This is a genomic window from Vibrio sp. 2134-1 (assembly GCF_033339495.1).
Window position 1 is genome coordinate 424,796 of sequence record NZ_JAWOUS010000001.1, and the last position, 12,953, is coordinate 437,748.

Consider the following 12,953-nt stretch of genomic DNA (forward strand, 5'->3'; position numbering starts at 1 on the left):
AGCTGTCTCTCTGAAAAGGTTTCTGTATTAAACAAAAAGGCCAGACTCGCTGACCTTTGAATTTCTAGTTTGAGCTAGATTCTGCCTTGAAGTGGGATAATTGTCACGCTTTCTCCCGCTTTTACTGTATCAATAGCTGGGGAGATTTCGATCAAACAATTTGCCTCACTCATTGAGCGCAAAATACCAGAGCCTTGCTTGCCTGTTGTACGAACGGTTAAACGGCCAGTGTTATCCAGTTCATAGATTCCTCGACTAAATTCGGTACGACCTTGGCGAGAGCGAAGATTCTCAGTCGCGATGGCATTCACTTTCAGAGGCTTCCAGCCTTGTTCGCCTTGCATCTTACGCAGTGCAGGCTCAACAAAGTTGATGAATGAAACCATCACTGCCACAGGGTTGCCCGGCAGACCAAAGAACGGCTTGTTGTTGATTTGACCAAACGCTAATGGACGTCCCGGACGCATGTTGATTCGCCAAAAATCTATTTGACCAAGTTTATCCAAGGCAAGTTTGATGTAATCCGCATCACCAACAGATACGCCACCAGAAGTCATAACCACGTCCGCTTGCGCCGATGCGTTTTCCAACGCTTCAATCATTAACTTTTCGTTGTCTTCCAGAATACCGAAGTCCAAGATCTCGCAGCCGAGCTTTTCAAGCATGCCCATGATGGTAAAACGGTTGGAATCGTAGATAGAATTCGCTTTTTGCTCTGTTCCCGGCGCTTGTACTTCGTCACCGGTGGAGAACACGGCAACTTTCACTTTGCGGAACACATTCGCTTCACCAAAACCAAGCGAAGCGATCATGCCCATTTCTGGAGAGGCTAGGCGAGTGCCTGCGGTAAAGACGTCACTGCCGATAGCGAGATCTTCACCTGCTTGACGAACGTTTTGGCCTGCTTTGATATTCGCACTGTTAAAGGTGACCTTGTCACCTTCTTGAGAGGCTTGCTCACGCATGACCACTGTGTCGCCGTTACGTGGTGTTGGTGCGCCAGTCATGATCTTAACTGCTTGACCAACTTCCAGAGGCTGATCGTAAGCATGGCCCGCCATCACTTCAGCAACCACTTGGTAGCTATCACGGTCAACATCATCACTGCGGATGGCATAACCGTCCATCGCGGAGTTGGTGTACTGCGGCACATTTACTGGTGAAACGATATGTTCCGCAAGAACGCGGCCATAGGCGTTTTCAATCTTGCATGCTTCTATTTCCGAAACCGTGTTCACCAAAGAAAGGATTTTCTCTTGGCCTTGAACCACAGAAAGGAAAGCAGGAGAAAGTGTGTCGCAACATGCGGCTTCTTTCTCTTTGTTTTTTGGTGCTTTCGCTTCTTGAACATACTGAATAACGAACTGAGCAATCGCTTCAAGATCATTGATGTTCATTTGTGGCAGTTCAGAGTCCAACTCGCCGCCGTCTGAAGCGATAGCGATGATGTTTTCATCGTTTGGATAAAGCCAAGGCTTGCCGACTTCTTCACGGTGCAATTCGATTTTAGGAAACGCGATGTTTTTGCAGCCTTCGACCAAAACCACATCAAGCATGTCTTCATCAAAACGTGTTAATAGGAATTCAAACTCCGCTTCGGCTTCTGGCGTTTCTGTCATTAACGCAAAACGGTTGCGAGAAGCAATCAGCATTTGAGATGCGCCAGCTTTGCGTAAACGGTAGCTGTCTTTACCCGGCTTATCGACATCGAAGTTGTGGTGCGCATGTTTTAGCATGCCAATGCGTAAACCTGCTTCGGTCAGCTTTGGCAATAGGGCTTCAAGTAGCGTGGTTTTGCCTGTGCCTGAATAAGCTGCAAAACCAAGAATAGGAATGTTTAGCGTGTGTTTCATAATTCTAATTGTCCAAATTGCGCCAGTTCTTCCGGAGTGTTCAAGTTGACGAAACAGTTTGGTGAGTCGCTAAAGTCAACGTAACTGGTGTTGCACTCTTTGTAGAGCAGAATGATTTTGCGGTCGCCACGTTCTAAAAACGCGGTGAGTTTTGGCAGTACGCGCTTGTGGTAGAGCGTAAAAACAGGTTGCTGATGGTCACCATCATGCGCGACCAAAATATCGCTGTCTTCTTTGACGAACTGGCAGAAACGCTCGACAAGGTCGGTGTTAATTTGTGGACTATCGCAAGGTACAAATCCGACCCAGTCAGTTTCAGCATGCATCAAACCCGCGTGAATACCGCCCATAGGCCCAGGGAAATCTTTGAATTGATCACTAAATACGAAACCAAATTTGCTGTACGCATCTTGGTTTCGGTTGGCATTAATTAAAATGCGTGGAGTTTGTGGAGATAAACGTTCAATAACGTGTTCGATGAGTGGCTTCTGATTTAACTCAATCAGACCTTTATCTTTTCCACCCATACGGCTGGCTTGGCCACCAGCCAAAATGACCCAACTAGTTTGTGTTGGTTGAAGCATATGCATTCTCTTGGGATGTTTCTTTTGGTATGACATACAACAGAGGAGACTCTATCAAAGTCTTGTCTCTAATCCACCACTGTTTTTTACATAAGTCGGTCAGTGCGTTGGCCTGATGGCTTGTCACCACGATACTGGAACCACGATCCAAAAGATCTTTCGCCATCACTACCAATCGTTCAATGGATTCTTGGTCTAAAGACGCACTTGGCTCATCCATCAATAAAATCGACGGTTTTAAAATCCAAGCCCTTGCCATGGCAACGCGCTGTTTTTCACCGCCGGACAACACGGAAATATGTTCGTCCGCTAAGGTTTCTAAACCTACCATGCGCAGCGCGTGAATAACTTGAGCTCGCTTATCTTTTTGCGTGTCTTGTTGATATTTCACTCCATAGACTACGTTTTCATATACAGTGCCGTCAAAAAGGTAAGGGGATTGATGGAGATAAATCACATCGACACGACCATTGCGACACGTCAGTCTTTTCAGCCACGTATCTTTTGGCGCAACAACATCGCCAGTAGAGGGTTTGAGCAAGCCAGCAAGGATTTTGAGTAGGGTAGTTTTGCCCACACCATTGTCACCCTTGAGATAAATGGCATCATTTGGGCCGATGGCTAACTCAGGGATGTGGAAAAGCACACGCTCTTTAAAGCGCATGGATAACTGTTCGGCGGTGATTTTTATAGTCATAATTCGCCTCGACATGGGGTTAATGGTGAGTCGTTTGTTTGCTTCATGTTCTATGTTCTGAGGTAGCCTTTGCCTCTCATGCTTGATAAGAAGAAGTTTAGTGCCAACGCTAAAGATAGTAATACAATTCCTAATGCAACTCCTTGCGCAAAAGCACCTTTGCTGCTTTCCATTGCGATAGCAGTGGGAATATTTCGCGTCACGCCCATAATGTTTCCGCCCACCATCATTGAGCAGCCCACCTCGGTTACGATACGTGAGAACCCTGCAATGATAGCTGCGAGTAGAGGAAAGCGGGTTTCCCAAATCATCGTAGCTGCCACGCGCGGAATGGAGACGCCTAGCGTGATGGCAGTTTCCACAGCGCGACGGTCGCTAGATTGCAGTGCACCATGCATCATCGATACCAAAACAGGGAAGCAGATCACCATTTGGCCGAAAATCATCGCCTTCTGAGTGAACAGCATTTGCCAGTCTCCCCAAGGGCCAGCGCGCGACAGCAACATGTACAGCAACAGGCCAATCACGACGGTAGGGACCGCTTGCAGCGTATTCACGATCGACAACAAAAACCATTTACCGCGAAAGTCGGTATACGCCAGTACAAAGGACATCAAAATAGCCGGCAATACCACTAAAGATATTGCCGTGATAGAAACACTAAAGGAGACCGCAACGATCTCCCATAGGTCTGCATCAAAATTCACCAGTAAGCGAAGCGCTTCCAGTGTTGTATCAGCAAGATTCATATTGCGTTATTTGCTCTCAGCATTCGCAACAAACAGTTGTTTACCGTTTAGGCGGAAACCATTGATAAGTTCCTGTCCGCGAGGGTTTACCAACCAATCACTGAATGCCTTCGCACCTTGGTAGTTGATCGTTGGGTAACGCTCAGGGTTAACAAGAATAACTTGGTACGGGTTAAACAGTTTTTCATCGCCTTGGAACAGAATTTCTAGATCCAATTTGTTTTGGTAAGCCAGCCATGTGCCGCGGTCCGTCATGGTGTAGCCTTGCATTTCAGACGCCATGTTTAGAGTTGGGCCCATACCTTGACCTACGCTACGGTAGCCACCAAAGTTCGGTTCGATTTTAGTTTGAGCCCAGAAGCCCATTTCTTTTTTGTGCGTACCAGAATCATCGCCGCGAGAGATGAACGTTGCGTTTTTGTTTGCGATCTCTTTGAATACATCTAACACGCCTTCGTCATTTTTGATTGTTGCTGGGTCAGCTTTCGGGCCTACAATCACAAAGTCGTTGTACATTAGCTTGCGAGGTAAAACGCCGTAGCCTTTCTCAACAAATGCGCCTTCAGCTTTTGGTGCATGTGTCATCACCAAATCTACGTCACCGTTTTCGCCCATTTTTAAGGCTTTACCCGTACCTGCAGCAATAACATCGACTTTGTAGCCCGTGTCTTTTTCAAATTGTGGAAGCAGGTAATCAAGTAAACCTGAATGGTAAGTACTGGTTGTGGTTGCAAGGCGAACATGTTCTCCGTCTTGAGCAGAAAACGCAGAGTAACTTACAAGCGTGATAAACGTTGCAGCCAGAGTTAGCGCAATTTTTTTCATTTTTATGTGTTCCTTTCCAATGATTCTTTGGAATCTCTCCAGGTTTTAGGGAGAAGCCTTTTTGGACGAGAGCGATTAGCGTAATACGCAAGTTGTCTTAGGGTGTTGGAATAAGCAAACATCAACATCCTGAGATCACTTAAATGCGCTCCGTATCCACCTTATAGCAAACAAGATGCCAACCTTTTACAAGCTTAAAGTGCTTGGTTTATGCGCTAAATCATGGGGTTATTTGCATAAAAGTTTGCGTTGGTACAAAATGTCGCACTTTTTGTAGGGTATCTCTGTTTAAACTTGGTACACTCTGTCCCATCGAAATCCATCTGGGGTAAATATGTCTACTCAATCCCATCTTAGTACAAACCAACAATATAGCGCCTTTTCCGTACTGGTCGTCGATGATGAATTAGGCATGCAAGCCATCTTGAAAAAGGCATTGGGTAAGCTTTTTTCACATGTCGATACAGCTGGTAGCATCGAAGAAGCAGAACAACTGCGTAATTCTCGACATTATGATCTGATCTTACTGGATATTAATCTGCCAGGGCGTTCTGGAATTGAGTGGGAAGAAGCGTTTGAAGATGATGACAAACGTGCCGATGTGATTTTTATGACGGGTTATGCGGATTTAGAAATTGCCATTCGAGCGCTACAGCTCGGTGCTTCCGACTTTATCCTCAAACCATTCAACCTTGAGCAGATGTTAAAAGCGGTCAGTCGCTGTATGGATCGCCGTTTGAACGAACGCATGCAGTACGCCATGACACGCGATTACCAACGTCACAATACCTCAGAGATCATCGGCGGCTCAGAAAAAACGCGTCTGCTTAAGCAACTTATTAACCAGTTTGCACCATCACGCGCTTCTGTTTTGGTGGAAGGTGAGTCGGGTACGGGTAAAGAACTAGTTGCACGAGGTATCCACCAGGCGAGTGGGCGAACGGGCCCGTTTGTGCCAATCAACTGCGGCGCGATTGCACCAGAGCTTTTAGAAAGTGAGTTGTTTGGTCATACATCGGGCGCGTTTACCGGTGCAAAAAAATCGCGTGAAGGTTTGTTCCGTGTTGCGAACGGTGGCACCTTATTTCTTGACGAAATCGGGGAGATGCCACTTGCAATGCAGGCATCATTATTACGTGTGTTAGAGCAGCGTATGATTCGCCCTGTCGGTTCAGAAAGAGAGATCAGTATTGATGTCCGTATCGTAGCGGCAACCAACCGAAACCTGCAAGAAGAGGTCAATCAAGGTAATTTCCGCAGTGACCTCTATTACCGTTTAAACGTTCTGAAAATTGAAGTGTGTCCGCTGCGAGAGCGCAAAACCGATTTATTTGAGTTGGTGCCATTTTTCAGCAATATGCTGACGCGCGAGCTCGGTATGCCTGCGCCCAAATGGGCTCACGAGGACATGGAAGCCATGAGTGAGTACGATTGGCCGGGAAACATTCGTGAGCTGAAAAACTTGATTGAGCGTTGTATCTTGCTTGGCAAACCACCTGCACACTATTGGCGAGAGCTGAATGGCGGGCATTCACTGCCTAATGTATCGATTACTGTTTCTCACTCTGCTGAGTTACCAACCTTTAGAGAAGGCAAAGAATTTACTGGCGAAGGCTATCCAAACAGCTGGACGTTAAAAGAAGTCGAGAAAGCACATATTAAACAAGTCGTTAACTTGCATGAAGGCAATAAGTCTGCTGCTGCTCGTGACTTGGGCGTAGCTCGCAAGACCTTAGAACGTAAGTACAAAGAATGGGATTCTGAGGGTGAGGAATATGCCGACTAACGGCCCACAGCACAAAGGATTGTCAAAATGGACGCACCGTTTTAAAACCATGGTGCGTTATCGCTTGTTATTCTTAACCTCTGCGCCGATTTTCCTCACGTTGTTAGCTCTGATCGGCATTACCATTTATTGGTCTATTCATTACACGTGGCAAAATGCGTTGCTTGATGTCTCGGAACGTCTTGGTGTTGCAAATAACAGTGTAACGTTGTTACAGCAAAAGCAAGCCAATTACGTGCGGGCGTTTGCCGATTCGTACGATTTCCGTATTCGTATTAATCAAGGAACGCCACAAGGTGACCTGCAAAAGTGGGTCACAGAGCAGAAGAAAAGATATGCTTTAGATTTTCTCTCTTTCCAACGCGTTAATTCCATGGAAAACAAATTCCGCTTTATGGATCTCACCAAGCGCGAATCGTTTTTTGATGTGCTCAATAAAGAAGAACTCGAACGCCTCGATCCTGAACTCGCCAAACGAGCAGAAGTGCCTATTCTTGCTGATGGTGACAGGGAGGTGCGTGGGTTAGTCAGTCGGACCGTGATTCCGGTATACAGCCAAGCGAACGATTTGATCGGCTTTCTGGATGGTGGTTTGCTCCTTAACAACAGTACAGTGTTGGTGGATCAAATCCGCGACCTCATTTACTTAAGTGATAATGACCGCCTTCGCCCTGTGGGTACGTTGACGGTATTTCTCGATGATTTGCGTGTGAGCACCAACGTTCCTTTAGACAGCGATCATAGGCTAGGGCGCGCCATAGGCACTCGCGTGAGTGCAGAAGTGTATAACCAAGTACTTTCGAAGGGTGAACAGTGGGTTGATCGCGCTTATGTGTATGACGCTTGGTATATTACGGCGTATCAACCAATCAAAGACCAATACGACAATGTTATTGGTATGCTTTATACGGGTTACCTCATGTGGCCATTCGTTAAAGCCTACATGACGAACATTGCCGAAATCAGCTTGATTACGGTTATGTTATTGCTGGTTTCCGGCGTGATGGTATATCGCGGTTCTTATGATCTGTTTCGACCGATCGAACGCATTCATAAAGTGGTGAAGCAGGTCCAACAAGGTAAAGAAAAACGGATTGGCCCGTTAGGATTAGATGCCGATCATGAACTTGCGCAGTTAGCCAGACAGTTTGATGATATGTTAGACGCGCTAGAAGAGCGCAAAATTGAATTGAAAAACTCCGCAGCTCAACTTGAATGCAAAGTTCAAGAGCGTACGGCAAGCCTGAGAGAAAAAACCCAAGATCTTGAGCTGCATATTCAATTGCTTAACCAAACTCGCGACAAACTCGTTGTTCATGAAAAACTGGCAGCATTGGGAGAACTCACCGCGGGGATTGCTCACGAAATTAATAACCCAACCGCCGTGATTCTTGGCAACGTAGAATTGATCCATTTTGAATTGGGTGACGATGCAAGTCGAGTACAAGAGGAGATTGATGCGATTCACGCGCAAATTGATCGTATCCGCAATATCACGCGCAGTTTATTGCAATACAGTCGCCAAGGTGGTGTTCAAGATGAAATCACTTGGCAACATGTCAATCCTATCATTGATGAAAGCATCACCTTGGTTAAAACTGGCACCAAGAAACGCGACGTCGAGTTTGTGACTGACCTACAAGCGCATACGTCCGTTGAGATAAACCGTCACCACTTGCTACAAATCTTAGTTAATTTGCAAATGAACGCCATTCACGCAATGAGCGGTAAAGGAACATTAACAGTAGTCAGTGAAGACTGGATTGAAGAGGGCGAAGTGAAAGGAGCCGCGATTCATGTTATCGATGAGGGCTGCGGTATTAAACCAGAAAACTTGAATCGAATCTTCTCACCATTTTACACGACGAAGCGAGAAGGCACAGGGTTAGGGCTGTCGGTCTCTCAAAGTATCCTCAGCCAAACGGGTGGTGAGCTAAAAGCAGAGTCTGAATGGGGAAAAGGCAGTAAATTCAGTATTTATTTACCTAAAAAAGCCGAACTGATCCTAGAGGTGACGAACATCGCTTAGTCACTTTTTTGAAGTATTAATGGAAAAAGAGTCACTGACGATAGTGGCTCTTTTTTGTATTTAATGACGCATTTATGTTTACGCTTTTGCTTCTTAGAAACCTAACAATGATTTCACTTGGAGTGAATTAATAAAAACAACACTTGCAGTATGTAGCATGAACAAGTACCGTTGCCCGGTTTTTCTAAATACACCCCAATTGCTAAGGTAAAGGTTTTGATCTCCACAGCGAATATTACTCAACAATTCGGCGCTAAGCCGCTATTCGAAAACATTTCAGTTAAGTTCGGCGAAGGCAATCGCTACGGCTTAATTGGAGCTAACGGTTGTGGTAAATCAACCTTTATGAAGATCCTCAGCGGCGAGCTTGAGCAAACCAGCGGTAACGTAAGCTACGATCCAAACGAGCGCGTTGCAAAACTGAACCAGGACCAGTTCGCTTACGAAGAATTTACGGTAATCGATACCGTCATCATGGGTCATAAAGAGCTATGGGAAGTGAAGAAAGAGCGTGACCGCATCTACTCACTTGCTGAAATGAGCGAAGAAGACGGCATGAAAGTGGCTGACTTAGAAGTTCAGTTTGCTGAAATGGACGGCTACATGGCAGAAGCCAAAGCGGGCGAGCTTCTTCTTGCTGTAGGTATCCCAATGGAGCAACACTTCGGTCTAATGAGTGAAGTAGCACCAGGCTGGAAACTTCGTGTGCTTCTAGCGCAGGTTCTATTCGCAGACCCAGATGTGATGCTTCTTGACGAACCTACCAACAACTTGGACATGGACACAATCCGTTGGTTGGAAGATACGCTAAACGCGCGTAACTGCACAATGATCATCATTTCGCACGACCGTCACTTCCTAAACTCAGTATGTACACACATGGCTGACTTGGACTACGGTGAGCTACGCGTTTACCCTGGTAACTACGACGAGTACATGACGGCGGCTTCTCAAGCTCGTGAACGTCTATTAAACGACAATGCGAAGAAGAAAGCACAAATTGCAGAGCTACAAACGTTCGTTGCACGTTTCTCAGCAAACGCATCGAAAGCAAAACAAGCGACATCTCGTGCTAAGCAAATCGACAAGATCAAACTGGACGAAGTGAAAGCGTCTAGCCGTCAAAACCCATTCATTCGTTTTGAACAGTCTAAAGAGCTGTTCCGTAACGCTCTGATTGTAGAAAACCTGAGCCAAGGTTTTGAAGAGGACTTGTTCTCAGACTTCAATGCAATTTTTGAAGTGGGAGAGCGCGTTGCGATCATCGGTGAAAATGGTGTGGGTAAAACAACACTTCTAAACACGCTTGCTGGTGTACTTGAACCGCGTGCTGGTGAGTTCAAATGGTCTGAAAATGCAAACATCGGTTACTACGCGCAAGACCACGCGCATGACTTTGCAGAAGACATGAACCTAACGGATTGGATGGGTCAATGGCGTCAAGAAGGTGATGACGAGCAAGTCGTTCGTGGTTTCCTTGGTCGTATGCTATTTGGTCAAGATGACATTAAGAAGTCAGTAAAAGTACTGTCTGGTGGTGAGCAAGGTCGTATGCTGCTTGGTAAGCTAATGATGCACAAGCCAAACATGCTGCTAATGGACGAACCAACCAACCACATGGACATGGAATCGATCGAATCTTTGAACACGGCGCTTGAGCAATACAAAGGCACGTTGTTCTTCGTCTCTCACGACCGTGTATTCGTAGACTCACTAGCAACGCGTATTATCGAAATCCGCGATGGTAAAATCACAGACTTTAAAGGCACTTACTCTGAGTTCCTAAAATCTCGTGGTGTTGACGCGTAATTACTCGCAAAGCGTTTAAAAAGCAAAAGCCTCGCTATTTAGCGAGGCTTTTTTGATATTTGGCCTTAATCCTTAAACTGACCTGTTATATACGCATAGAGCCCGACTACGCCAAAGGTAATAATCATAGAAAGCATGATACCGCTGGGCGTAAGCAGAAAATTCCACAATTGGTCATTATTCATAGTCCACATCCTCTGTGAATCCGCATTATTGGTTTTAGTTTACACTGAAAAGGTGTTATTGGTTGCCTTTTACATCAAATTCAACCTTGTCGGCTCCTGTAAAAACTTGGAAGCGCAAACCTTTCGCACGCGCAATGGTTGTAATACCAAATTGCTTCGCTAGATCTAACCCCATTTGAGTAACGCCAGAGCGAGAAAGCAGAACAGGAATGCCCATTTGAGCCACTTTAATCACCATCTCTGATGTAAGGCGACCAGTTGTGTAGAAAATTTTATCTTCACCTGTTTCTTCTTTGAGCCACATCTCACCTGCAAGTGTATCCACTGCGTTGTGACGGCCGACATCTTCCACAAATGATAACACCTCATTTCCTTTGCAAACCGCACAGCCGTGTACTGCGCCCGCTTTTTTGTAGGTGTCGTTGTAATGGGTTAACGCTTCCAGCGCAGAATAAATTTCTGACTGCTTAAGAGAAACTTGAGGCACTTGATAATTTTCAAGCTGCTTCATCACGTTGCCATACATAGTGCCTTGGCCACAACCTGAGGTGACGGTTTTCTTTTTCAGGGCGCCTTCTAAGTGTTCAGTGTTTTCTTTAGTAATCACCGCTGCGGAATGCGTTTCCCAGTCAATAATAACGGATTCAATCGCGGCTGGATCGGACAGGAAGCTTTGGTTTTTTAAATAACCCAGTACTAGTGCTTCTGGACGCGAACCTAGCGTCATGAGCGTGACCACTTCTTTCCAGTTCAGCATGACCGTAAGAGGACGCTCGCAAGCGATTTGCTTCGTGAGCTTTTCGCCGTACTCGTCGTACACATCGACTTCAATGGTTTGCAGGGGATTTTCACTGGTTTTAATAATATTTGGTTTCAGCACAGTCGTGTCCTAGTGATTAAGAGCGTTAGGTTGCTACGCATTTTAGCTTTTTAAGTGGCTAGCAAATCTCATTCCAAAATAGCGGTTTCCACAGAAATTGCGAGGTTTTATGTCAACAATGCATTAAAACTGCGAGTTCGCAGTAATGACACATCAATACATTTGAGTTTCGTCTAGTTTGGTACTTATAGCCTGAGGGTGTATATAGACTAAGTTATATCAGCTTGGCGCGTTTATTGCTTCGAAGACAATAAAAATGGTCGAAAACGGGGGCAAAATGTCCTGTGTGTTTTCAGACCAAAAATAGAAAGACTGGGTGAGTTATGTCGGATAAGAAAGATTTCGAAAAAAATTACGAAAAGACTGAGGATACATGGCCAATCGGCGTAGAGCTTGTTGAGCATGAGATCAGTACAGGGATTTGGGTGACAACCCAATGGCAGTTGACAGGATTTGCGCTGAATCCGACGGAAGAGACTCCAGATGTTTGTCTGTTGCAATTACATAAAGACGAGCGTACAGACTACCGCTTTAACTTAAGCTCTCAGCAACCTAAACTCTTTTTAGTTATGGATAACGTCGAGTCTGGTGAAAAACCAGCGATACAGTTACTGACGGCTTCACAATCTGTTGCGGCGCAATATATGGATGGTGATAACCTTGTACTATCTAACGATATGCCGTTAGCCGTTCAGGCTTGGATGGAAGCCTTTATTGGTCGTCATGGTGAGTTGTTAGAAGTAAGACGCAAGAAACGCAAAGGAGCAGGCAGAGCAAATGGCAACTAGTTTTTTAAGCCGTTGGTCGAAACGTAAACTAGAAGAATCTTCCCAACATGCTGAAGAGATCACGCCGATAGCAGAGACGGAACAATCCGAAGATAGTGTCACAGCGCTTTCAAACGCTGACGAAAGCTTAGATACTTTGAACGTCAATGAGGATAGTCAGGCTCCAGACATTACCGCGAGTGTAGAGACTGAAAAAACCGAAGAAATGTCTGTGGCGCAACTGCTGGTTTCTGAAGCTTCAGAAAGCGTTAAGAAAGCTGCGCTGCGCAAAATGTTCTTGTCCGAAGAATTTAACGTGCGTGACGGCCTAGACGATTACGATGATGATTACAGTAACTTAAAGTCACTTTCTCAAGACGTCGCTGAGACGCTGCGTGATTGGGTTAAAGATAAAGTGGAAGACGAACCAGACGCTGAAACTGCGCAAGGGTCTGAGCTTAACGCTAACGATATCGCATCTGAGGTAGTTGAAGACGCAGAGTCAAACACCGACAAAAGTGGCCAAATTACTCAAGATGAAAATGAACTGTATATAAATACAGTATCTGGCGAAAGTGATACTTTTGCTGAAGAATCACAGCCTAACGAGGTGAGACAAAATATACCACACAAATAATAGGTACATTTTGACTAAACACTCAATGAGCCGGCTGAGACAAAATGTCTCAACCGGTTTTTTTATCCCTACTATTTGTCAGTAAAATTGATAACCTATTGATTTTCAGTTGATATTTTATTGGCATGACACTTGCTATTTGTTGCTCAATA

Annotated in this window: 11 protein-coding genes; 5 read left to right on the forward strand and 6 right to left on the reverse strand. The window is 45.4% G+C overall.

What is annotated here, in order from left to right; translation table 11 throughout:
* Window positions 1-74: 74 nt before the first annotated feature.
* From R7R78_RS01955 to R7R78_RS01975, 5 genes are read right to left on the reverse strand one after another with little or no spacing between them, the layout of a single operon-like run.
* Window positions 75-1,853 (reverse strand): bifunctional molybdopterin-guanine dinucleotide biosynthesis adaptor protein MobB/molybdopterin molybdotransferase MoeA, encoded by a 1,779-nt coding sequence (locus R7R78_RS01955; protein ID WP_137281987.1) that lies wholly within the window; start codon window positions 1,851-1,853, stop codon window positions 75-77.
* Window positions 1,850-2,437, reverse strand: coding sequence for a molybdenum cofactor guanylyltransferase MobA (gene mobA / locus R7R78_RS01960; protein ID WP_199267698.1), 588 nt, complete (start codon window positions 2,435-2,437; stop codon window positions 1,850-1,852). Before mobA ends, R7R78_RS01955 begins: the two co-directional genes overlap by 4 nt.
* Window positions 2,415-3,134, reverse strand: coding sequence for an energy-coupling factor ABC transporter ATP-binding protein (locus tag R7R78_RS01965; protein WP_213885312.1), 720 nt, complete (start codon window positions 3,132-3,134; stop codon window positions 2,415-2,417). The genes mobA and R7R78_RS01965 overlap by 23 nt, the downstream gene beginning before the upstream one ends.
* A gap of 50 nt (window positions 3,135-3,184) precedes the next feature.
* On the reverse strand, window positions 3,185-3,883 hold the full coding sequence (locus R7R78_RS01970; protein WP_005396188.1) for an ABC transporter permease: 699 nt from the start codon (window positions 3,881-3,883) through the stop codon (window positions 3,185-3,187).
* A 6-nt stretch (window positions 3,884-3,889) separates the two neighbouring features.
* The gene (locus R7R78_RS01975) at window positions 3,890-4,708 is read right to left on the reverse strand and encodes a substrate-binding domain-containing protein (protein WP_225472917.1); all 819 of its coding nucleotides are present in this window, start codon (window positions 4,706-4,708) and stop codon (window positions 3,890-3,892) included.
* A 334-nt stretch (window positions 4,709-5,042) separates the two neighbouring features.
* Here R7R78_RS01975 and R7R78_RS01980 point away from each other — a divergent pair, with 334 nt between their 5' ends.
* From R7R78_RS01980 to R7R78_RS01990, 3 genes are all read left to right on the forward strand, one after another.
* Window positions 5,043-6,494: a sigma-54-dependent transcriptional regulator gene (locus R7R78_RS01980; protein ID WP_225472919.1), complete on the forward strand. Its 1,452-nt coding sequence runs from the start codon at window positions 5,043-5,045 to the stop codon at window positions 6,492-6,494.
* Window positions 6,484-8,523 carry a cache domain-containing protein gene (locus R7R78_RS01985; RefSeq protein ID WP_213866523.1) on the forward strand — a complete coding sequence of 680 codons (2,040 nt, stop codon included), beginning with the start codon at window positions 6,484-6,486 and terminating at the stop codon, window positions 8,521-8,523. The genes R7R78_RS01980 and R7R78_RS01985 overlap by 11 nt, the downstream gene beginning before the upstream one ends.
* A gap of 216 nt (window positions 8,524-8,739) precedes the next feature.
* Complete coding sequence (locus R7R78_RS01990; RefSeq protein ID WP_025766654.1) at window positions 8,740-10,332, forward strand: ABC-F family ATPase; 1,593 nt, start codon at window positions 8,740-8,742, stop codon at window positions 10,330-10,332.
* A 240-nt stretch (window positions 10,333-10,572) separates the two neighbouring features.
* Here the strand turns inward: R7R78_RS01990 and R7R78_RS01995 are convergent, their stop codons facing one another.
* Entirely contained in the window at window positions 10,573-11,397 is an 825-nt protein-coding gene (locus R7R78_RS01995) for a formate dehydrogenase accessory sulfurtransferase FdhD (RefSeq protein WP_005377552.1), read from the reverse strand.
* A gap of 323 nt (window positions 11,398-11,720) precedes the next feature.
* Here R7R78_RS01995 and R7R78_RS02000 point away from each other — a divergent pair, with 323 nt between their 5' ends.
* Window positions 11,721-12,185, forward strand: a complete 465-nt coding sequence (locus R7R78_RS02000; RefSeq protein WP_005389514.1) for a DUF3305 domain-containing protein — start codon at window positions 11,721-11,723, stop codon at window positions 12,183-12,185.
* A complete protein-coding gene (locus R7R78_RS02005) occupies window positions 12,175-12,801 on the forward strand; it encodes a DUF3306 domain-containing protein (protein ID WP_025766652.1) in 627 nt (208 codons plus the stop codon). The genes R7R78_RS02000 and R7R78_RS02005 overlap by 11 nt, the downstream gene beginning before the upstream one ends.
* Window positions 12,802-12,953: the final 152 nt, after the last annotated feature.

Bases quoted from the DNA above. Each gene is read 5' to 3' on its own strand.
- R7R78_RS01955 (WP_137281987.1), bottom strand. From the start codon at position 1,853: ATGAAACACACGCTAAACATTCCTATTCTTGGTTTTGCAGCTTATTCA.
- mobA (WP_199267698.1), bottom strand. From the start codon at position 2,437: ATGCTTCAACCAACACAAACTAGTTGGGTCATTTTGGCTGGTGGCCAA.
- R7R78_RS01965 (WP_213885312.1), bottom strand. From the start codon at position 3,134: ATGACTATAAAAATCACCGCCGAACAGTTATCCATGCGCTTTAAAGAG.
- R7R78_RS01970 (WP_005396188.1), bottom strand. From the start codon at position 3,883: ATGAATCTTGCTGATACAACACTGGAAGCGCTTCGCTTACTGGTGAAT.
- R7R78_RS01975 (WP_225472917.1), bottom strand. From the start codon at position 4,708: ATGAAAAAAATTGCGCTAACTCTGGCTGCAACGTTTATCACGCTTGTA.
- R7R78_RS01980 (WP_225472919.1), top strand. From the start codon at position 5,043: ATGTCTACTCAATCCCATCTTAGTACAAACCAACAATATAGCGCCTTT.
- R7R78_RS01985 (WP_213866523.1), top strand. From the start codon at position 6,484: ATGCCGACTAACGGCCCACAGCACAAAGGATTGTCAAAATGGACGCAC.
- R7R78_RS02000 (WP_005389514.1), top strand. From the start codon at position 11,721: ATGTCGGATAAGAAAGATTTCGAAAAAAATTACGAAAAGACTGAGGAT.
- R7R78_RS02005 (WP_025766652.1), top strand. From the start codon at position 12,175: ATGGCAACTAGTTTTTTAAGCCGTTGGTCGAAACGTAAACTAGAAGAA.